16 protein-coding genes are annotated in these 20,706 nt (G+C 71.7%); 13 read left to right on the top strand and 3 right to left on the bottom strand.

Annotation, left to right across the window (positions count from 1 at the left end; translation table 11 throughout):
- Positions 1-4: 4 nt before the first annotated feature.
- The 4 genes from ACFXC1_RS15955 (at position 5) to nudC (ending at position 9,560) form a co-directional block, all read left to right on the top strand.
- Positions 5-3,352: an ATP-dependent helicase gene (locus ACFXC1_RS15955; protein WP_381243033.1), complete on the top strand. Its 3,348-nt coding sequence runs from the start codon at positions 5-7 to the stop codon at positions 3,350-3,352.
- 100 nt (positions 3,353-3,452) lie between these two features.
- Entirely contained in the window at positions 3,453-6,980 is a 3,528-nt protein-coding gene (locus tag ACFXC1_RS15950) for a UvrD-helicase domain-containing protein (RefSeq protein WP_381243031.1), read from the top strand.
- A 70-nt stretch (positions 6,981-7,050) separates the two neighbouring features.
- Complete coding sequence (locus ACFXC1_RS15945) at positions 7,051-8,463, top strand: dipeptidase (protein ID WP_381243029.1); 1,413 nt, start codon at positions 7,051-7,053, stop codon at positions 8,461-8,463.
- A 152-nt stretch (positions 8,464-8,615) separates the two neighbouring features.
- Positions 8,616-9,560, top strand: coding sequence for an NAD(+) diphosphatase (gene nudC, locus ACFXC1_RS15940; protein WP_381243028.1), 945 nt, complete (start codon positions 8,616-8,618; stop codon positions 9,558-9,560).
- An 87-nt stretch (positions 9,561-9,647) separates the two neighbouring features.
- Here nudC and ACFXC1_RS15935 read toward each other — a convergent pair whose 3' ends face one another.
- The gene (locus ACFXC1_RS15935) at positions 9,648-9,890 is read right to left on the bottom strand and encodes a mycoredoxin (RefSeq protein ID WP_019072117.1); all 243 of its coding nucleotides are present in this window, start codon (positions 9,888-9,890) and stop codon (positions 9,648-9,650) included.
- 184 nt (positions 9,891-10,074) lie between these two features.
- On the opposite strand from ACFXC1_RS15935, the gene ACFXC1_RS15930 reads away from it, so the two are divergent.
- From ACFXC1_RS15930 to ACFXC1_RS15910, 5 genes are all read left to right on the top strand, one after another.
- Positions 10,075-12,273 (top strand): ATP-dependent DNA helicase UvrD2, encoded by a 2,199-nt coding sequence (locus ACFXC1_RS15930; RefSeq protein WP_381243026.1) that lies wholly within the window; start codon positions 10,075-10,077, stop codon positions 12,271-12,273.
- Between the two features lie 168 nt (positions 12,274-12,441).
- Positions 12,442-12,759, top strand: a complete 318-nt coding sequence (locus ACFXC1_RS15925; RefSeq protein WP_381243024.1) for a hypothetical protein — start codon at positions 12,442-12,444, stop codon at positions 12,757-12,759.
- Positions 12,760-12,933: 174 nt separating this feature from the next.
- On the top strand, positions 12,934-13,302 hold the full coding sequence (locus ACFXC1_RS15920; protein ID WP_019072119.1) for a WhiB family transcriptional regulator: 369 nt from the start codon (positions 12,934-12,936) through the stop codon (positions 13,300-13,302).
- Positions 13,299-13,628 carry a hypothetical protein gene (locus ACFXC1_RS15915; RefSeq protein ID WP_381243022.1) on the top strand — a complete coding sequence of 110 codons (330 nt, stop codon included), beginning with the start codon at positions 13,299-13,301 and terminating at the stop codon, positions 13,626-13,628. The genes ACFXC1_RS15920 and ACFXC1_RS15915 overlap by 4 nt, the downstream gene beginning before the upstream one ends.
- Positions 13,629-13,771: 143 nt before the next feature.
- The gene (locus tag ACFXC1_RS15910; RefSeq protein WP_381243021.1) at positions 13,772-13,981 is read left to right on the top strand and encodes a hypothetical protein; all 210 of its coding nucleotides are present in this window, start codon (positions 13,772-13,774) and stop codon (positions 13,979-13,981) included.
- Between the two features lie 34 nt (positions 13,982-14,015).
- On the opposite strand, the gene ACFXC1_RS15905 is transcribed toward ACFXC1_RS15910, so the two are convergent.
- Positions 14,016-15,404, bottom strand: a complete 1,389-nt coding sequence (locus ACFXC1_RS15905; protein ID WP_381243019.1) for an ABC1 kinase family protein — start codon at positions 15,402-15,404, stop codon at positions 14,016-14,018.
- Positions 15,397-16,623, bottom strand: coding sequence for a TOMM precursor leader peptide-binding protein (locus ACFXC1_RS15900; RefSeq protein ID WP_381243018.1), 1,227 nt, complete (start codon positions 16,621-16,623; stop codon positions 15,397-15,399). The genes ACFXC1_RS15905 and ACFXC1_RS15900 overlap by 8 nt, the downstream gene beginning before the upstream one ends.
- A gap of 219 nt (positions 16,624-16,842) precedes the next feature.
- Between ACFXC1_RS15900 and ACFXC1_RS15895 the strand changes: the two genes are divergently transcribed.
- The 4 genes from ACFXC1_RS15895 to ACFXC1_RS15880 all read left to right on the top strand — a co-directional run bounded on the left by ACFXC1_RS15895 (position 16,843) and on the right by ACFXC1_RS15880 (position 20,677).
- On the top strand, positions 16,843-17,439 hold the full coding sequence (locus tag ACFXC1_RS15895) for a M48 metallopeptidase family protein (protein ID WP_201052424.1): 597 nt from the start codon (positions 16,843-16,845) through the stop codon (positions 17,437-17,439).
- Positions 17,440-17,553: 114 nt separating this feature from the next.
- Positions 17,554-19,212, top strand: a complete 1,659-nt coding sequence (locus tag ACFXC1_RS15890; RefSeq protein WP_381243015.1) for a TerD family protein — start codon at positions 17,554-17,556, stop codon at positions 19,210-19,212.
- Between the two features lie 11 nt (positions 19,213-19,223).
- The gene (locus ACFXC1_RS15885) at positions 19,224-19,904 is read left to right on the top strand and encodes an AIM24 family protein (RefSeq protein ID WP_093629034.1); all 681 of its coding nucleotides are present in this window, start codon (positions 19,224-19,226) and stop codon (positions 19,902-19,904) included.
- A gap of 17 nt (positions 19,905-19,921) precedes the next feature.
- Positions 19,922-20,677 carry an AIM24 family protein gene (locus ACFXC1_RS15880; protein ID WP_019072126.1) on the top strand — a complete coding sequence of 252 codons (756 nt, stop codon included), beginning with the start codon at positions 19,922-19,924 and terminating at the stop codon, positions 20,675-20,677.
- Positions 20,678-20,706: the final 29 nt, after the last annotated feature.

Here is a 20,706-nt window from a genome sequence, read left to right as displayed (position 1 = left end):
CCACGTGAGCTCCTCTTCCTCCACCAGGCGCCTGTCGCACCCCCAGGTGCGCCAGGGGAACCGTGGCGCTTACCGACTGGTGCGTACCCCGCCGACCCGGCCGGTCCCCCCTCACCTGGACGCGCCACAGCGCTCGGTGGTTGACCATGAGGCCGGTCCGCTGCTCGTCCTCGCAGGTCCCGGCACCGGCAAGACCACCACCCTCGTGGAGTCCGTCGCGGCCCGGATCGCCCGGGGAGGTGACCCCGCGCGGATCCTCGTGCTGACGTTCAGCCGCAAGGCCGCCGTCGAACTGCGCGACCGCATGGCCCTGCGCATCGGCGCCGCCCGCGCGCCCCGCGCCACCACCTTCCACTCGTTCTGCTACGCCCTGGTCCGCGCCCACCAGGACAGCGAACTGTTCGTCGAGCCCCTACGGCTGCTGTCCGGCCCCGAACAGGACGTCGCCGTACGCGAACTGCTCGCCGGCCAGCCCGACCTGGAGCGGCTCGGCCTCGCGCACGTGCGCTGGCCGGACGAACTGCGGGCCTGCCTGACCACCCGCGGTTTCGCCGACGAGGTCCGCGCGGTCCTCGCCCGCAGCCGCGAACTGGGCCTGGACCCCGACGCCCTCGACGCCTTCGCCCGCCGCATCGGCCGCCCCGACTGGCGGGCGGCCGCCGCCTTCCTCGCCGAGTACCTCGACGTACTCGACCTCCAAGGAGTGCTCGACTACGCGGAACTGGTCCACCGCGCGGTGCTCCTCGCCCACCGCCCCGAGGCCGCCGAACGGCTCGCCGCCCAGTACGACGCCGTGTTCGTGGACGAGTACCAGGACACCGACCCGGCCCAGGTACGACTGCTGCACGCCCTCGCCGGCGGTGGCCGCACCCTCGTCGCCTTCGGCGACCCCGACCAGTCGATCTACACGTTCCGGGGCGCCGACGTGAACGGCATTCTGGACTTCCCGAGCGCCTTCCCGCGCGCGGACGGCAGCCCCGCCCCCGTAGAGGTGCTCCGGACCTCCCGCCGCTCCGGCGCCACCCTGCTGACCGCCACCCGTCTGCTGACCCAGCGCATGCCGTTGACCCGGCTTCCGGCCCAGAAGGTGCGCGCCCACCGCGAGCTGTCCCCGGTGCGCGACGGCGGACGCGTCGAGGTGTACACGTACCCGACGCCCGGCACGGAGCTGGACAACATCGCCGACATCCTCCGCAGGGCACACCTGGAGGACGGCGTCCCCTGGAACGACATGGCCGTCCTGGTGCGCGCCGGCTCCCGGACGATCCCCACGGTCCGCCGCGCCCTCACGGCGGCAGGCGTCCCCCTGGACATCGACGGCGACGACCTGCCCCTGCGCCACGAGCCGGCGGTGGCCCCCCTGCTCACGGCGCTGCGGGCGGTGGCGGGCGCGGAGGCATCCGGGGACGCCCCGGCCGAAGCGGACGATTCCGACTCCGACGCGTCCGACGAGAGCCCCACGGGCACCTCCTGGCTCGACACCGAGACCGCCCTCACCCTGCTCGCCTCTCCCCTCGCCGCCATGGACGCCGCCGATCTGCGCCGCCTGGGCCGGGCGCTGCGGGAGGAGGAGCGGGCCGGGGGCAACCCCGTGCCGCCGCCCTCCGACGAACTGCTCACGCGGGCGCTCGCCGAGCCGGAGCGGCTGGTCGCGCACGACCCCACGTACGCGCGTGGCGCCCAGCGCCTGGGCGCGCTGCTGCGCAAGGCGCGGGAGCGCCTGGCGGGCGGCGGCACGGCCGAGGAGGCGCTGTGGGACCTCTGGCAGGGCACACCCTGGCCCGGGCGCCTGGAGCGGGCCACCCTGCGCGGCGGCGCGGCCGGGCGCAACGCGGATCGGGACCTGGACGCCGTCTGCGCGCTGTTCGCGACGGCGGCCCGCGCGGAGGAGCGCACCGGAGGCCGCGGCGCCCTCAACTTCCTGGAGGAGATCGACGCAGAGGACATCGCCGCCGACACCCTCACCCGGCGTGCCGTACGCCCCGACGCCGTACGCCTGATGACCGCGCACCGCTCCAAGGGCCTGGAGTGGCGCCTGGTCGTCGTGGCCGGTGTCCAGGAGGGCCTGTGGCCGGACCTGCGCCGCCGCGGCTCGCTCCTGGAGGCCGACCGCATCGGCCACGACGGACTAGCCGAACCGCTCACCCCGGGAGCCCTGCTCGCCGAGGAGCGCCGCCTGTTCTACGTCGCCGCCACGCGCGCGCGTGAGCGCCTCGTCGTCACCGCCGTGAAGGCACCCGCCGACGACGGCGACCAGCCGTCCCGCTTCCTCACCGAACTCGGCGTCGAGCCCAAGGACGTCACAGGGCGCCCGCGCCGGCCGCTGTCCGTCGCCGCACTGGTCGCCGAGCTGCGCGCCACGACCGTCGACCCGCGCGTGTCCGACACCCTCAGGGAAGCCGCCGCGCGGAGGCTGGCCCGGCTGGCCGCGCTCGCCGACGAGGACGGGCGCCCCCTGGTGCCGTCCGCGCACCCGTACCGCTGGTGGGGCATGTTCGAGCCGACCGAGAGCAAGGTGCCGCTGCGCGACCGCGACCAGCCCGTCGTGCTCTCCGGAAGCGCCCTCGACCAGCTCGCCAACACCTGCGCCCTGCAATGGTTCCTTGGCCGCGAGGTGAAGGCCGACGCCCCCGCGACCGCCGCCCAGGGCTTCGGGAACGTGGTGCACGTCCTTGCCGACGAGGTCGCCTCCGGACGCACCCCCGCCGACCTCGCCGTCCTCATGGAGCGCCTCGACACCGTGTGGAACGCGCTCGCCTTCGACGCGCCCTGGAAGTCCGCGCAGGAGAAGGACAACGCGCGCGTGGCGCTCGAACGCTTCCTGAAGTGGCACGTCGACTCCAACAGCCTCCGCGCGGGCCGCACCCCGGTCGCCAGCGAGCACGACTTCGACGTCACCCTCGAAGCGGGCGACTACGAAGTGCGCATCCGCGGCTCCATGGACCGCGTCGAGACGGACCACGAAGGGCGCGCCTACGTCGTCGACTTCAAGACCGGCAAACAGACGCCGACCGCCCGCGAGGTCGAACGCCACCCCCAGCTCGCCGTCTACCAACTCGCCGTCCAGGAAGGCGCCGTGGACGACGCCTTCGACGGAGTGCGCCCCGAACCGGGCGGCGCCGAACTCGTCCAGCTGCGCCAGGGCGCCGCCGTACGGGACGGCGGCGAGACCCTGCCCAAGGTGCAGGCCCAGGAACCCCTGGAGGGGGAGTGGGCCGGTGAACTGCTGGCCACGGCCGCGGGCAAGGTCCTCGACGAACGGTTCACGCCGAAGACCGGCCAGCACTGCGCGCACTGCGCGTTCCGGGCCTCGTGCAGCGCGCGGCCCGAGGGGCGGCACGTGGTCGAGTAGCGCGCGTGACACATCGCACCACATGTGCTGACCTGCGCTTCTTCTTCCTCCGAGGGCGATTGGTCCTCGACTGTCAGTGGCCGCCGCTAGCCTCTCCGACATGCCCGCCCGTATCACCGATCCCGATCAGCTCAAGGAGCTCCTCGGCATCCCCTTCACCCCGGAGCAGACGGCCTGCATCATCGCGCCGCCCGCCCCGCAGGTGATCGTGGCCGGAGCCGGGTCGGGCAAGACGACGGTGATGGCGGCCCGCGTGGTGTGGCTGGTCGGCACCGGCCAGGTCGCTCCCGAACAGGTCCTCGGCCTGACCTTCACCAACAAGGCCGCCGGTGAACTCGCCGAGCGCGTCCGCAAGGCGCTGATCAAGGCGGGCGTCACCGACCCCGACGTCATCGACCCGGACAACCCCCCGGGCGAGCCGGTGATCTCGACGTACCACGCCTTCGCGGGCCGCCTCCTGACCGACCACGGCCTGCGCATCGGCCTCGAACCGACGTCCCGCCTCCTCGCGGACGCCACCCGCTTCCAGCTCGCCGCGCGCGTGCTGCGCGAGGCCCCCGGCCCCTATCCGGCGCTCACCCGCTCCTTCCCGGACCTCGTCAGCGACCTCCTCACCCTCGACGCCGAGCTCGCCGAACACCTCGTACGGCCCGAGCAGTTGCGCGCGTACGACGCCGAGCTGCTGCGCGCCCTGGAGAGCGTCAAACTCGGCAACCCCGAACTCCGCAAGGTCCCCGAGGCGGCCGCCGCCCGCCGTGAACTCACTGAACTGGTGAGCCGCTACCGGGCCGCCAAGCGCGAGCGCGACCTGCTCGACTTCGGCGACCAGATCGCCTTGTCCGCGACCCTGGCGCGCACCCGCCCCGAGGTCGGCGAGATCCTGCGCGACGAGTTCCGGGTGGTGCTGCTCGACGAGTACCAGGACACCTCGGTCGCCCAACGCATCCTCCTGGCAGGCCTGTTCGGCTCCGGCACGGGCCACCCGGTGACCGCCGTCGGCGACCCCTGCCAGGCGATCTACGGCTGGCGCGGCGCGTCCGTCGCCAACCTCGACGACTTCCCCGAGCACTTCGCGCACGCCGACGGGCGCCTCGCCGCCCGCCAGTCGCTCAGCGAGAACCGCCGCAGCGGCGGCCGCCTCCTCGACCTCGCCAACGGCCTCGCGGAACCCCTGCGCGCCATGCATGCGGGCGTGGAGGCCCTCCGCCCGGCCCCCGGCGCCGAGCGCGACGGCATGGTGCGCTGCGCGCTGCTGCCCACCCACGCCGAGGAGATCGACTGGCTGGCCGACTCCATCACCCACCTCGTACGGGCCGGGAAGGCACCCGGTGAGATCGCCGTCCTGTGCCGCACGGCCACCGACTTCGCCGAGATCCAGGGCGCCCTGGTGGCCCGCGACATCCCCGTCGAGGTGGTCGGCCTCTCCGGGCTGCTGCACCTGCCCGAGGTCGCCGACCTCGTCGCCGTCTGCGAAGTCCTCCAGGACCCCGGCGCCAACGCCTCCCTGGTCCGGCTGCTGACCGGCCCGCGCTGGCGCATCGGCCCCCGCGACCTCGCCCTCCTGGGCCGACGCGCCCGACTCCTCGTGGCCCACGCGCGCGTGGGGGACGACGACGACCCGGACCGCAGGCTCGCCGCAGCCGTCGAGGGGGTCGACCCCTCCGAGGTGATATCGCTCGCCGACGCCCTCGACACGTTCCTGGAGACACCCCTCTACGGCGCGGACGGCACCGGGGACGACGACGGGCTGCCCTTCTCACCGGATGCGCGCGTGCGCTTCGCCCGCCTCGCCACCGAACTGCGCGACCTGCGCCGCTCCCTGTCCGACCCCTTGATGGACGTCCTGCACCGCGTCCTGGCCGTCACCGGCCTGGAGGTCGAACTCGCGGCGTCCCCGCACGCCCTGGCCGCCCGCCGCCGCGAGACCCTGTCGAACTTCCTGGACGTCGCAGCCTCCTTCGCCGCGGGCGACGGCGAAGCGACCCTGCTCGCCTTCCTCGGGTTCCTGCGCACCGCCGCCCAGTACGAGAAGGGCCTCGACAACGCCCTCCCGGGCGGCGAGAACACCGTCAAGGTCCTCACCGCGCACAAGTCCAAGGGCCTGGAGTGGGACGTCGTAGCAGTCCCCGGCCTGGTCACCGGGACCTTCCCCAGCAGCCAGGGCCGCGAGAAATGGACCGCCCAGGGCAAGGTCCTCCCGCACGCGCTGCGCGGAGACACCGCCACCCTGCCCGACGTCGTCTCCTGGGACTCCAGAGGCATGAAGGCCTTCCACGAGGCCATGAAGGACCACCAGCGCACCGAGGAACTCCGCCTCGGCTACGTCACCTTCACCCGCCCCCGCTCCCTGCTGCTCGGCTCCGGCCACTGGTGGGGTCCCACGCAGAAGAAGCGCCGAGGACCGTCCGACTTCCTCCAGGCCCTCTACGACCACTCCGCGGCCGGATACGGCGAGATCGAGGCCTGGGCGGACGAACCCGAGGAGGGCGAGGAGAACCCCGCCCTGCAGACGGCCACAGCCGACCAGGCCTGGCCGCTGCCCCTGGACGACACGGCGATGGCCCACCGCCACAAGGCCGCCAAGATGGTCATGGACCACCTGGAGCGCCTCGCCTCCCACGACGAGAGCCACCCCGCGGCCACCCACGACCCGGACACGCACGAGGACCCGGACTGGCCCCCGCCACCGGAGGACGACGAGCCGCCCTACGACGAGCCCCTCTACGAGGAAACTCCCCTCGACGCCGAAGACGGCCTCCCGGAGGACGACCCCGCCGACTGGGACGCCTGGACCACGGACCGCCCGACCGTCCCGCACCAGGCGACGGCCCCGCACCCCGCCGAGGACTCCGGTGTGCCGAGGGGCGTCCGCCCGCACCCCACGGAGCCGCCCGGCACCCGCCTCACCCCCGAGGAAGCCCGGGCCATCGCCTCGTGGGACCGCGACCTCGACGCGCTCACCGGTGAACTTCTGCGCGCCCGCCGAGGTGTCACCGACGTCCCCCTGCCGGCCTCCCTGACCGCCACCCAGCTGCTGCACCTCGCCGCCGACCCGGACGGGCTCGCGCAGGAACTCGCGCGCCCCATGCCACGCCCTCCGCAACCCGCCGCACGTCGAGGCACCCGCTTCCACGCCTGGGTGGAATCACGCTTCGAAGAACTGACCCTGCCCATGCTGGAGCCGGAAGAACTGCCCGGCAGCGAGGCCGAGATCGCCGACGAACGAGATCTGGAAGCACTCAAGGACGCCTTCGAACGCACCGAGTACGCCCGTCGCACGCCCTACCGCGTCGAGACCCCCTTCCAGCTCTCGATCGCCGGCCGCGTCGTACGGGGCCGTATCGACGCCGTCTACAAACAGGGCGACGGCGACGAAGCGACGTACGAGATCCTCGACTGGAAGACCAGCAGCACCCGCACCGCCGACCCGCTCCAGCTCGCGATCTACCGGCTCGCCTGGGCCGAGCGGCAGGGCGTGCCCCTGGAAGCGGTCACGGCCGCGTTCCTGTACGTGCGCGGCGGCGAGGTCGTCCGGCCGGAAGGCCTCCCGGACCGGGCCGCACTGGAGCGGCTGCTGCTGGAGGAGCCGGGCGCGCAGGCGGAATCACCGGGCGCGCAAGAGGAGTAGCCGGCCGCGCAAGCAAACTGTGAGGAACCGCCCACCGAGGATGTCAGTGCGGGCCGATAGGCTCGTGACCATGAGCCACACCGTTGACAGTGCCGTCAGCGCGGTCCGCACGTACATCGAGCAGCACCGCGCAGCCTTCCTCGACGACCTCGCCGAGTGGCTGCGCATCCCGTCCGTGTCGGCGCAGCCCGAGCACGCGCCCGATGTCCGGCGCAGCGCGGACTGGCTCGCCGCCGCACTCAGGGAGACCGGCTTCCCGACCGCCGAGGTCTGGCCGACCCCGGGCGCACCGGCCGTCTTCGCCGAGTGGCCCTCCGACGACCCCGAAGCACCCACGGTCCTCGTCTACGGCCATCACGACGTACAGCCCGCCGCCCGCGAGGACGGCTGGGACAGCGAGCCCTTCGAGCCCGTCGTCCGCGGAAACCGCCTCTACGCGCGCGGGGCCGCCGACGACAAGGGCCAGGTGTTCTTCCACACACTCGGCGTCCGCGCCCACCTCGCAGCCACCGGCCGCACGGCCCCGGCCGTGCACCTGAAGCTGCTCGTCGAGGGCGAAGAAGAGTCCGGCTCCCCGCACTTCCGGGCACTCGTCGAAGAGCGCGCCGACCGGCTCGCCGCCGACGCCGTGATCGTCTCCGACACCGGCATGTGGTCCGAGGACACCCCCACGGTGTGCACCGGCATGCGCGGCCTCGCCGAGTGCGAGATCCGGCTGCACGGCCCCGACCAGGACATCCACTCCGGCTCCTTCGGCGGCGCCGTGCCCAACCCGGCGACCGCCGCCGCCCGCCTGGTCGCCGCTCTGCACGACGAGCACGCACGCGTGACGGTCCCCGGCTTCTACGACGGCATCGTCGAACTCACCGAGCAGGAGCGCGAACTCTTCGCCGAGCTGCCCTTCGACGAGCGGGAGTGGCTGCGCACCGCCAAGTCGTACGCCACCCACGGAGAGGCCGGACACACCACTCTGGAGCGCATCTGGGCCCGCCCCACCGCAGAGGTCAACGGCATCGGCGGCGGCTACCAGGGCCCGGGAAGCAAGACGATCATCCCGTCCTCGGCCATGGTGAAGCTCTCCTTCAGGCTGGTCGCCGGCCAGGACCCCGACCACATCGAGAAGGTCGTCCGAGACTGGGCGGACTTGCAGGTGCCCGACGGCATCCGCATGGAGATTGAGTTCAGTGCCGCCACGCGCCCGTGCCTGACCCCGCTGGACCACCCGGCCCTGCAGTCCGTCGTCCGCGCCATGGCCGTCGCCTTCGAGAAACCGGTCCTCTTCACCCGCGAGGGCGGCTCCGGACCGGCAGCCGACCTCCAGGAAGTCCTCGGGGCGCCCGTCCTCTTCCTGGGCATCTCCGTCCCCTCCGACGGCTGGCACGCCCCGAACGAGAAGGTCGAACTCGACCTCCTCCTCAAGGGCGTCGAAACCACCGCCCACCTGTGGGGAGACCTCGCCGACACCTGGCGCCACGCGCCCTGACGAACCACGCGATCCGGAACGGCAACAAGCGCGAGGCACACTGGAAGAACTGCCCCGCCACCCGTCCCGCCCGACCCGGTCGCCTCCTGCCGTACGTCCCGCTGAACCGCCCGCCGAAACAATCCGCATTGCCGGGGGAGTTGGAAGCACCCGTGACCACCTGGACCGACCACACAGCCGACCGACCCATCTCGCTCACCGCCCCGAGCGGCATCGATCGAGCCGCCCACCACCGGCTCGACGAGGCCTGGCTCGCCGCGGCGTGGAGCCACCCCACCACCCGTTGCTTCGTGGTCTCCGGCGGCCAGGTCCTCATCGACGAGACACCCGACGGCAAGACCGAGCTCGTCATGACCCCGTCCTTCGAGGCCCCCCTCACCGAGGCGCACCGCTACTTCCTGGGCACCGACGACGACGGCGTCAGCTACTTCGCCCTCCAGAAGGACGCCCTGCCCGGCCGTATCGACCAGTCGGCGCGCGCCGCGGGACTGCGCGAGGCCGGACTGCTGCTGTCGCCCCGGGACGTGGGCCTGATGGTGCACGCGGTCGCCCTGGAGAACTGGCAGCGCCTGCACCGCTTCTGCTCCCGCTGCGGCGAGCGCACGGTGATCGCCGCGGCCGGCCACATCCGCCGCTGCCCGGCCTGCGGTGCCGAGCACTACCCGCGCACCGACCCCGCCGTGATCATGGCCGTCACCGACGAGGAGGACCGCATCCTGCTCGGCCGCCAGGTCCACTGGCCCGAGGGCCGCTTCTCGACGCTCGCCGGCTTCGTGGAGCCCGGCGAGTCCATCGAGCAGTCGGTACGCCGCGAGGTCTTCGAGGAGGCCGGTATCACCGTCGGCCACGTCGAGTACGTCGCCAGCCAGCCCTGGCCCTTCCCGTCCAGCCTCATGCTGGGCTTCATGGCCCGCGCCACCTCGACGGAGATCAACGTCGACGGCGACGAGATCCACGAGGCCCGCTGGTTCTCCCGCGAGGAACTGCGCGCAGCCTTCGAGTCCGAAGAGGTCCTGCCCCCGTACGGCATCTCGATCGCGGCCCGTCTGATCGAACTCTGGTACGGGAAGCCGCTGCCGACACGCAGCTTCGTCTGAGGCCGGCGACAAGCAGCGGACAGCAGGAAGGCGGCCCCTGACCTGTCAGGGGCCGCCTTCTGCGGAGCTGCGCGCGCCGATCGCCGATCAGGCGCCGACCTTCTGCTTGACCTGGGCCAGCGAAGGGTTCGTGAGCGTCGAACCGTCCGCGAAGAGCAAGGTCGGGACCGTCTGATTCCCGCCATTCGCCTTCTCGACGAACGCTGCGGAATCCGGGTCCAGCTCGATGTTGACCTCGTTGTACGCGATGCCCTCGCGGTCCATCTGGCTTTTCAGCCGACGGCAGTAACCGCACCAGGTGGTGCTGTACATCGTCACGGTGCCCGACATTCTCTCGCGCTCCTCAACAGCTCAGGGAATATGTCCTCGCAGTGGAGGAAACGTACGCGAGGCACCCGCCATTCCCGCCGGGGGTATCCCACAGCACGTGACGCCTGCCGCATTAGTACGACTGCGGGTGCCTCCCTGTGGACAACCGGCTCACCCGTCTCCGGCGACCTGGCAGCATGGCCGTGTGACAGCAGCAACGCACTCCCCCCTCTTCCCGCAGGTACCGGACTCGGCCGACGCGGTGCTCGAAGGGCTCGACCCCGAGCAGCGCGAGGTGGCGACCGCCCTGCGCGGTCCGGTGTGCGTGCTGGCGGGCGCCGGCACGGGCAAGACACGGGCGATCACCCACCGCATCGCCTACGGAGTGCGCGCCGGGGTCCTGCAGTCCTCCAGCGTGCTGGCCGTCACGTTCACCAACCGCGCCGCCGGAGAGATGCGCGGCCGGCTGCGCCAACTCGGCGCCACGGGAGTGCAGGCACGTACGTTCCACTCGGCCGCCCTGCGTCAGCTCCAGTACTTCTGGCCGAAAGCGATCGGTGGCAGCATCCCCCGGCTCGTCGACCGCAAGATCCAGCTCGTCGCCGACGCGGCGGCGGCCTGCCGCATCCGACTCGACCGCGGCGAACTGCGGGACGTCACCGCCGAGATCGAGTGGTCCAAGGTCACCCAGACCGTCCCCTCCGACTACGCAGCCGCGGCGGCCAAGGCGGGCCGCGACGTCCCCCGCGCCCCCGCCGAGATCGCCCAGCTCTACGCCGCCTACGAGGACGTCAAACGCGACCGCGCGGTCATCGACTTCGAGGACGTCCTGCTGCTGACCGTCGCCGTGCTCCAGGACCGGCACGACATCGCCGAACAGGTCCGCTCGCAGTACCAGCACTTCGTGGTCGACGAGTACCAGGACGTCAGCCCGCTCCAGCAGCGCCTCCTGGAGCTGTGGCTCGGCGACCGCGACAACCTGTGCGTCGTCGGCGACGCCAGCCAGACGATCTACTCGTTCACCGGGGCGACCCCCGACCACCTTCTCGACTTCCGCGCCCGCCACCCCGGCGCCACCGTCGTCAAGCTGGTCCGCGACTACCGCTCCACACCCCAGGTCGTCCACCTCGCCAACGGCCTGCTTTCCCAGGCCCGCGGCCGGGCCGCCGACCACCGACTGGAGCTGATCTCCCAGCGCGCCGCGGGTCCCGAGCCCGTCTACGCCGACTACACCGACGAGCCCGCCGAGGCCGAGGGTGCCGCGCGCCGCATCCGTGACCTGATGGCAGCGGGCGTGCCGGCGAGCGAGATGGCGATCCTGTTCCGCACGAACTCCCAGTCCGAGACCTACGAACAGGCCCTCGCCGACGCCGGAGTCCCCTACCAACTGCGCGGGGCCGAGCGGTTCTTCGACCGCCCCGAGGTCCGCAAGGCCGGAGTCGCCCTGCGCGGCGCGGCGCGCTTCGGCGGCAACGACTCCCTCCTCGACGACGTAGTCGACCTGCCCTCCCAGGTCCGTGCCGTCCTCTCCGGCGAGGGCTGGACCTCCGAGCCACCGGCCGGCTCCGGAGCCGTCAGAGAGCGCTGGGAGTCCCTGGCCGCCCTGGTCAACCTCGCCCAGGACTTCGCCGCGGCCAGACCCGGAGCCACCCTCGCCGACCTGGTCGCCGAACTCGACGAGCGGGCGAACGCCCAGCACGCCCCGACCGTCCAGGGCGTCACCCTCGCCTCCCTGCACTCGGCCAAGGGCCTGGAGTGGGACGCCGTCTTCCTGGTCGGCGTCGCCGAGGGCATGATGCCGATCTCCTACGCGAAGACCGACGAACAGATCGAGGAGGAGCGCCGTCTCCTGTACGTCGGAGTCACCCGCGCCAGGGAACGGCTCCACGTCTCCTGGGCCCTCGCCCGCTCACCCGGCAGTCGCCCCAACCGCCGCCCCAGCCGCTTCCTGGACGGCCTGCGGCCCGGTTCGAGCGGCGCCGCGGGCAGACCCGGTCTGGTGGCCCCCGGCGGCATCGAGCGCGGCTACACGAGCACCGGCCCCCAAGCCGTTCCACGGCGGGCACAGCGCACCGTGGCCCGCTGCCGGGTCTGCGGCCGCACGCTCACCGACGCCGGCGAGATGAAACTGATGCGCTGTGAGGACTGCCCCTCCGACATGGACGAGGGCCTCTACGAGCGGTTGCGGGAGTGGCGGGAGGTCCAGGCGCAGCGCAGCGGTCAGCCGGCGTTCTGCGTCTTCACCGACAAGACGCTGATGGCGATCGCCGAGACCGTCCCCGACGACGAGGGCGAACTCGCGCGGATCCCCGGCGTAGGAGTGCGCAAGCTCAACCGCTACGGGGCCGATGTCCTGGCCATCTGCGGCGGTCAGGAGCCTGCGGAGGGTGCCGCGGGGGGCTGATGAAAACTCGTCGGAAAAATAGTTTGCGCATGCCCCAGCGATCCCCATAGGTTCTAAGCCACGGGAACAGAAGGCCTTCTCGGAGGCCCTGATTCCGTGATGTACTTGCATATCCGAAGGACCGGGCTCATCCCCGGTCCCCCGAGACGCCGAGAGGAGGCGATTCCAGTGATCAGCATCAACACCAGCTCCGCCAGCACCGTGAAAATGACCGATCCCTCGGTCGTCTCCCTGTGCATGCTCGGCGTTTCGAACCTGGGCACCGGTCTGTCCGGCATTTCTGCCGCCCGTCCGGCGTCCGCCCTGTCTCTCGCGGTTCTTCCCATCCGCGAGCGCAATGAGCGACCGACCAAGGCACTGGAAGCAGTAGGAGCACAGGCGCAGGCCTATGCCTTTGCGCCCGGTGCCGGAAGCCGGAAGCAGACGACGCAGCACCACCAGATGTGGGCCTTCCGTGGGCCAGAACCCTGGAGTGATCCAGCCTGATCGATCAGGCCGGCGCCTTCAGGGCCGCGGAACCCCATCCGGGATCCGCGGCCCTTCTGTTTGTCCCCGAACGGGGATGACGGAGCGAAGGGGCCTCGGGACAAGAAAAGAACCCGGTACCAAGCCGACACCCGGCCCAACAGGGCCGGACCGACCAGACGAGGAACAACAACCGTGCAACTCGAAGCGCACGCCCCGTCCGTACCGCCTTCCGAAACGATCCCCCCGCCCGGCCTCACGGAGGACTCCACCTTGACTCCGCTCACTGCGCTCACCGCGCTCGACGACGCCATCGAGAACCTCGGCGTACCCGTCCCCTGCCGTTCCTACGACCCGGAGGTCTTCTTCGCCGAGTCGCCGGCCGATGTCGAGTACGCCAAGTCCCTCTGCCGCACCTGCCCGCTGATCGAGGCCTGCCTCGCCGGCGCCAAGGAGCGGCGTGAGCCCTGGGGCGTCTGGGGTGGCGAGCTCTTCGTCCAGGGTGTCGTCGTGGCCCGCAAGCGGCCGCGTGGCCGTCCGCGCAAGAACCCGGTCACGGCATGAACACCACCCTCGGAACGATCGACCGCCCCCTCACGCACGACCCCAAGAAGCAGGCCCCGATGAAGCCGTCCACTCCCAGCGAGCCCGCGGGCTCCGCGATCCCAGACTTCACCACCCCGGGTGCGACCGAGTCGCGCCAGAACAGGACCCGAGAGATGCAACTCATTCCAGAAGCCCTGGCCCGTGCGCATATGCACGAGCGCCTGCAGGAGGCCGAGCGGGAACGGCAGGTCACGCGCCTGCTGGCCGCCCGCCGGATGCAGCGCAGGGCCGAGCGCGCCTCGCTGCGCGCCCGCCGTGCGCTCGCCATGGCCGTCATGCAGTAACCGATCACGCCTGAAGCGGTGGCCTCCCCAGCCCAGGAGGCGAATGCTCCCCGCGGGGGGGGGGGGGGGGGGGCCCGCCCCCGCGCCCCCCCCCCCGCGGTGCGTTCTGTCCCGATACCCGGCCGCGGCGATATCGTCGCCGGGTGACGAGTCGTCCCGTAGGCAGCGACACCAGCGCCTCCACCGCGGAGCCCCAGCCCCTTGTGTGCGCTCGCTGCGGCACCCGGTCCGAAGGCCCAAAGCCCACCTGGACCTGCTCGGTGGAGAACGGCACCCGGCAGTACTTCTGCGACACCTGCTCCAGGGAGAACCTCAGGGCGATCGAGGGACGCCTGGACTCCGACTGGTGGTAGGCCGCGACCGATCGCGGCCGTCCGCACGTGAGGCTCAGGCCTCCGCCGCCGCTTCCTCCTCGTCCCCGAACTCCTCGTACTCGTCCGGGTCTTCGGGCACGAACCCCGGCAGCCACTCCTCCAGTTCCTCGCGCAGCCGCACCGTCGCACCCAGCTGACACAGAACGCCGATTGTGCTCAATGTCACTCGATGTATCAGGAGGTACGCCGGGGGCAGGTTGAGCTGCTTGCCCAACTGGTGGGCGGGGGAACGGGGATCGGCGATCCGGGCGGCCTGACTGCGCATCCAGCCGCGGGTGAAGGTGAACTCGTCGACCTGGGCCGGCTCGATGATCGGCACCAGGTAGTCGAGGACGGCGTCCGGGTCCAGCTCTATCGACTCCTTGACGAAGCCCTCCGCGCACAGCAGTTCGTAGACCGCCTCGGCGTCCCCGTCGAGCGTCATACGCAGGGAATCGCCGATGGTGGTCGGCAGACCGCCGGGCAGCCGGTCGACCGTGCCGAAGTCCAGGACCCCCAGGCGCCAGTCGCCCTTGCCGTCCGGGCCGGCGGGCAGCAGACGGAAGTTGCCCGGATGCGGGTCCGCGTGGAGCAGGCCCGTACGGGCCGGGCCGGAGAAGAGGAAGCGGGCCAGGAGCTGGCCTGCCCGGTCGCGCTGCTCCTGGGTGCCGTCGGCGATCACCTCCGACATCGGAATCCCGTCGATCCACTCCGTGACCAGGACCTGGTCGCACTGGTGGACCACGGCGGGCACCACGACATCCGGGTCGCCCTCGAACTCCTCCGCGTGCACCTGCTGGGCCTGTGCCTCCAGGCCGTAGTCCAGTTCCTCGGAGACCCGGTCGCGGAGCTCGGCGATGAGGGGCTTGATGTCCATCCCGGGGATGAGCGGGCCCAACAGGCGGGCGAAGCGGCTCAGTTGGGTCAGGTCGGATAGGAGGGCCTCGCCTGCGCCCGGGTACTGCACCTTGACCGCGACCTCGCGGCCGTCGTGCCATACCGCCCGGTGCACCTGGCCGATGGACGCCGCGGCCGACGGTTTGTCCTCGAACTCCACGAACAGCTCGCGCCAGTCCTCGCCGAGCCGCTCCGCCAGCACACCGTGCACGGTGCGCGTCGGCATCGGCGGCGCCGCCTCCTGGAGCTTGGTCAGCGCGGCACGGTAGGGACCGGCGACCTCCTCTGGCAGCGCCGACTCGAATACGGACAGCGCCTGCCCGAACTTCATCGCACCGCCCTTGAGCTCGCCGAGCACCTTGAACAGCTGCTCCGCCGTGCGCTGTTGCAGCTCGCGGCCGACGATCTCCGCGGACTCGCCCACGATCCGTTTCCCGAGCCCCCACGTGGCTCTCCCGGCGAAGCCGAGCGGGAGCGCGGCGAGCTTGGCGGTACGGGTGACCGCCTTGCGGGGAAGATCAGACATGAGCCCTCCAAGTCCCAGCCGGCCGGGCCGAGTCTGCCTTACGGCGCACGTCCCTCGACGGCCGGTCCTCTGCCATTGTCGCGTGCCGATCCTCGTCCGTAGAGGGGTGTCCCTCCTTACCTTTCTCCGCCTCCTTTTCCGCGGCCCCGCAGGGGCATGCGGAATGCGCCCAAACCGGTCGCGCGTGCCAGTGCAGACCGGGCAGCGAGACCTCCCACCGCGCGCCCGCGCTCGACGGCGACTGCCCGTCCAGGAAGGCGAGCGCGTGCGTGGCAGCCAGTCCGGCGACGGTCGTGGCCAGCGCCAGATCGCAGGGCCGCACCCGGGGCTGCTTGCCGGAGCGCCACTGCGCGACCAGCCGCGGCCACGTCGGGTCCCGGTCGGTGCGCGCCTGGTGCAGACAGCCCGCGCACGCCGACTCGCCGGGCAGCACCAGCGGGCCCACCGTTCCCGTGCCCTCCACGACACCGGCGTACAGATGAGGGGTCCCCGAGGCGATCAGGTCGGCGGCGGCGGACGGGTCCGGCGCGTGCACGGCGACATCGTCGCGCGGGGCGAGGACCACCAGGGAGAAACCGGGTTCGCCCTCCTCCCTCGCGGTCCCCGACGTCCGGCGCGGCGACCGGTCCGGAGCCGCCCGGCGTACCGCCCGCCGCGCCGACTCGTCCCGGCGCTCGCCGACGGCCTCGGCGGGCAGTCCGCCCGGAGCGACGTCCCAGGGCTCGGTGTCACCGCCGTCGCGCACGTCGATCTCGCCGACCCCCGCACCCGACAGCAGTGAGGCCAGCACCGCGCCCACCCGGCCCGCGCCCCTCACCTGTACGCGCAGTCCACGGCGCGCCGCCAGCCGGCCCATCGCCGCGCCCGGCTCGCCGGTCGTCAGGGAGAGCGAGGCGAGGTCCGGGCGCAGCCGGTCCAGGACGTCCTTCTTCGCGCGGAGCGCGTCGGCCGCGGGACCGCCGCCTTTCGCGTCGTCGAGCAGGCCCGCGTGCGTGAGCTCCTTCACCAGCTGGTCGACATGGCCCTCGGGCAGATCCATCCGGTGGCCCTCCTCGCGCAGGAGCGGCAGTCCGCGAGTGCCGTTGAGCAGGTCCAGGAAACTGCCCGTCGCCGTGTCCATCGGACCGAGCGTCATCGCGTGCGCCGGTGTCATCCCGAACTGCACGGTATTGAGATCACGCCAGCCGCGCCGCAGCGCGGGCTTCACCATCGGATGCATGACAGGCCCCCGTAGCCGTAGGAAGTACGTCCCGTGTTCCGGTGGAGCTGGTCGGTGCTCCGCCGGTGGTGCCAGAGTGCCCGGCCGGGCCGGAGGACGCCGAAAGTTGTCCACAGGCGGTGGGGATTCGTCGTACGAATCAAACGCTTGGTGGGGGATCGACACCGAAACCGTCCCGGAGTCGGGACTTCCCGCGTGTGCAGAGGGTAACGTCATGGCGTGCCCGCCGACCCACTGCACAGCGCCGGAAAACCACAGCGCAGTACGACGAGCCAGCCGCCAAGCGGCTCGGGGGCGAGCGCGATCGAGGTTCGCAGGAGTGCGCGTCGGCGCAGAACGGTCTCCGCGTACCGCGAGGGCGATCGCACCGTCGTGCTGATCCCCGCCCGCATGTCCGAGGCGGAGGAGAAGCGCTGGGTCACCGTCATGCTCGACAAGCTGGCCGCCCAGGAAAGCAAACGGGTGCTCGGTGACACGGAGCTGGCCGAGCGCGCCGAGCGCCTGTCGGCCCAGTACTTCGACGGCCGTGCCCGGCCCACCTCGGTGCGCTGGGTCACCAACCAGAACACACGCTGGGGATCCTGCACGCCCTCCGAGGGCAGCATCCGGCTCTCCCACCGGCTGCAGGGCATGCCCGAGTACGTCGTCGACTACGTGCTGCTGCACGAACTCGCGCATCTCCTGGTGCCCGGACACGGTCCGCGTTTCTGGCGGCTCCTGGAGGCGTATCCGCGCACCGAGCGGGCCAAGGGGTACCTCGAAGGTGTGGTCGCGGCCGAGCGGCTGCCCCATCCGCCGGGCGCCCGCGAGGAGTGACCGTCCCCTGTGGGGGATTGTGTACCGGCTCTGTACCGACTTACTCCGGTGTCGGAGATTGCCGTTAGCCTGACGCGACGCACATCGCATCGGGATGGGGGACGGTCGTTACGCATGGCCAGGGAATTCCAACGCGGCCACAAGGCCAAGATCAGTGACCTCACCGCGGGCACCGATCTGTACGTAGGCGTACAGATCACCGGCCCCGGGCTGACGTTCGACATCAGCTGCTTCGGTCTCGACGCCGAGGAGCGGCTCTCGGACGACCGGTACTTCGTGTTCTTCAACCAGCCGAAGTCCCCCGAGGAGTCCATCCAGCTTCTGGGCGCCCAGGCAGGCGACGCCGAGTCCTTCCGGGTCACGCTCGACAAGATCCCGCCGCAGATCCACAAGCTGGCGTTCACGGCCACGATCGACGGCGCCGGACAGATGTCCCAGATCGCCCCCGGGTACGTCCGGATCGTCGCGGGCGGCGAGGAAGTGGCCCGCTACTCGTTCAACGGTTCGGAGTTCACCACCGAGCGGGCCGTGATGCTGGGCGACTTCTACCTGAAGGACGTCTGGCGGTTCGCCGCCGTCGGCCAGGGCTTCGACGGCGGCCTGGAGGCGCTGCTGAAGAACTTCGGCGGCGAGGTCATGGAGGAGGAGGCCCCCGCCGCGCCGCAGCCGCAGTCCGGCGCCGCCCCGGGCTTCGCCCCGCCCCCGCAGACCTCGGCGCCGCCCGCGTTCGGTGCCCCGCCCGCCCCGGCACCGGCCCCCGTGCAGGGCTTCGCGCCCCCGCCGGGAGCCACACCGCCTCCGGCCCCGGCGCCCGCGCCCTCCGTGCACGCCGCGCCGACGATCATCGCCCCGATGACCCCGCCAGGCCCTGGAACCGTGCCGCCCCCGGGCCCCGTCCCCGCGCCCTACGGCCAGCCGCCGCAGCCGTACGGGCAGCAGGCCCCCGGCCAGACCGCGCCGCTGCCTCCGGGCTACGGCCAGCCCCCGGCCCCTCCCGGCTACGGTCAGCCCACCCCGCCTCCCGGCTACGGCCAGCCGCCCGCCCCTCCGGGATACGGGCAGGTCCCGGCCCAGCCGGCCGGCTACGGAGTGCCCTCCGGCGCTCCCCAGGGCGCCGGTGTGTCGGCCGCGCTGCAGAAGTTCAAGGAGACGCCCACCGGGCAGCGCTGGACGCAGCAGAACAAGAAGCTGATCCGCGTCGACCTCGGCATCGGCGGCCAGCCCGTACTGGCCCGTCAGGGCAGCATGGTGCTCTACCAGGGCAAGGTCGACTTCGGCTACAAGGGCGCCGGGTTCGCCGGCCGGCTCGTCGGCAACGCGACCGGCCAGGAGATGCAGCTGATGCGCTGCACGGGCCAGGGCCAGGTGTTCCTCGCCGAGAACTCGACCAACCTGCACCCCGTCGAGCTCCAGGGGGACGCGATCTGTGTCTCCGCCGAGAACGTCCTCGCCTTCGACGAGAGCCTCCAGTACGAGGTCAGACGCATCGAGGGACACGGCATCCCCGGAGGCGCGCTGTTCACGATGCAGTTCCAGGGGACCGGCACCATCGTCGTGAAGACCCACGGCGAGCCCGTCGTCCTGCCGGTCACGCCGACCACGTTCGCCGACTGCAACGCGGTCGTCGCCTGGTCCGCCGCCGCCCAGGTGATCGTCTCCAGCCAGGTCCGGATGCGCCGCAACGCGTACCCCGGAGACACCGGCGAGAGCGTCAACCTGCAGTTCCGGGCCGCCCCCGGCAATTTCGTCGTCGTCCAGCCGTACGAGGTCTGAGGGAGCCCGTCATGAACCAGCCGCTCGCGGGCTACGCCCCCGCACCCGTCACCGCCCGCATGGAGAACCACGGCAACAACATGCTGAAGGTCGCCATGCAGACCGGAAGCGACCTCTTCGCGCGCGTGGGCTCGATGATCGCCTACGAAGGCTTCATCCAGTACGAACCCAACCCGCCGGCCGTGCGCCAGATCGCGCGCGACTGGATGACCGGCGAGGGCGCGCCCCTGATGAAGTGCTCCGGGGACGGACTGCTCTACCTCGCCGACTACGGCGCCGATGTCGTCGTGATCAACCTCAACGGCGACGGGATCTCCGTCAACGCCACCAACCTGCTCGCCTTCGACACGTCCCTCACCTGGGGTGTCGAGCGCGTCAAGGGGCTCGCCAAGTTCGCCGGGCAGGGCCTGTGGAACACCAAGATCAGCGGCCAGGGCTGGGTCGCGCTGACCTCCCGGGGCAAGCCGATCGTCGTCGACTGCGGAGGCGGCGACGACGAGACCTACGTCGACCCGGACGCGCTCGTCGCCTGGTCCCCGAACCTCAAGGTGAAGGGCAAGCGCAGCTTCAAGGCGCAGTCGCTGATCGGCCGCGGCAGCGGCGAGGCCTACCAGATGGCCTTCTCCGGGCAGGGCATCGTCGTCGTCCAGCCCAGCGAGGACAGCACCGACCGACTCCGGTTCCGGGGCTGAGGGGGGAACACGACACCATGCAGAGCCCGCTTTTCGCGTTCAACGACTCGCAGTCCCAGGACCGCTACAGCCTCCAGAACAAGCAGATGCTGCGCATCGTCCTGGAGGGCCACGACGACATCCTCGCCCGCAAGGGCACGATGGTCGCCTACCAGGGGCTCGTCGAGTTCGACGCCGAGTACCAGAACACCCAGCAGGCCTACGCCCGTGCGGCCACCGGCGAGGGCCTCAGCCTGATGCGCTGCCACGGGCAGGGCACGGTCTTCCTCGCCAACCTCGCCCAGCACATCCACGTGGTGGACGTGGAACAGGACGGCCTCACCGTCGACAGCAGCTACGTCCTCGCGATGGACTCCTCGCTGCACCACGAGGTCATCGCCGTGGACAGCCAGTACGGCATCTCCGGCTCCGGGAAGTACCAGCTCAACATCACCGGTCGCGGCAAGGTCGCCCTGATGACCTCGGGCGCGCCCCTGATGATGCAGGTCACGCCCGACAAGTACGTCAACTGCGACGCCGACGCGATCGTCGCCTGGTCCACCGGCCTGCGCGTCCAGATGCAGGCCCAGACGCACTCCTCCGGGGTGTGGCGGCGCCGCGGCAACACCGGCGAGGGCTGGGAGCTGAGCTTCATGGGCAGCGGTTACGCGCTCGTCCAGCCCAGCGAACTGCTGCCGCCGCAGAACGCCGGGATCGGCCAGGGCCTCGCCGCGCAGTACGGCATGGGCCAGCACGGCGCACACGCCCAGAACCAGGGCAACGCCTGGAGCTGAGCGTCCAGTAGCCGAACGTAAGGGGCGCC

This window comes from Streptomyces hokutonensis (assembly GCF_042751305.1).
Lineage (GTDB): Bacteria > Actinomycetota > Actinomycetes > Streptomycetales > Streptomycetaceae > Streptomyces > Streptomyces hokutonensis_A.
Note: the sequence above shows the minus strand (reverse complement) of the source record. Positions and strands in the feature narration are given on the sequence as shown.

What these genes read in the sequence shown, in the direction of transcription:
- ACFXC1_RS15950 (WP_381243031.1), top strand. Translation starts at nt 3,453, where the DNA reads ATGCCCGCCCGTATCACCGATCCCGATCAGCTCAAGGAGCTCCTCGGC.
- ACFXC1_RS15945 (WP_381243029.1), top strand. Translation starts at nt 7,051, where the DNA reads ATGAGCCACACCGTTGACAGTGCCGTCAGCGCGGTCCGCACGTACATC.
- ACFXC1_RS15935 (WP_019072117.1), bottom strand. Translation starts at nt 9,890, where the DNA reads ATGTCGGGCACCGTGACGATGTACAGCACCACCTGGTGCGGTTACTGC.
- ACFXC1_RS15915 (WP_381243022.1), top strand. Translation starts at nt 13,299, where the DNA reads ATGAACACCACCCTCGGAACGATCGACCGCCCCCTCACGCACGACCCC.
- ACFXC1_RS15905 (WP_381243019.1), bottom strand. Translation starts at nt 15,404, where the DNA reads ATGTCTGATCTTCCCCGCAAGGCGGTCACCCGTACCGCCAAGCTCGCC.
- ACFXC1_RS15900 (WP_381243018.1), bottom strand. Translation starts at nt 16,623, where the DNA reads ATGCATCCGATGGTGAAGCCCGCGCTGCGGCGCGGCTGGCGTGATCTC.
- ACFXC1_RS15890 (WP_381243015.1), top strand. Translation starts at nt 17,554, where the DNA reads ATGGCCAGGGAATTCCAACGCGGCCACAAGGCCAAGATCAGTGACCTC.
- ACFXC1_RS15885 (WP_093629034.1), top strand. Translation starts at nt 19,224, where the DNA reads ATGAACCAGCCGCTCGCGGGCTACGCCCCCGCACCCGTCACCGCCCGC.
- ACFXC1_RS15880 (WP_019072126.1), top strand. Translation starts at nt 19,922, where the DNA reads ATGCAGAGCCCGCTTTTCGCGTTCAACGACTCGCAGTCCCAGGACCGC.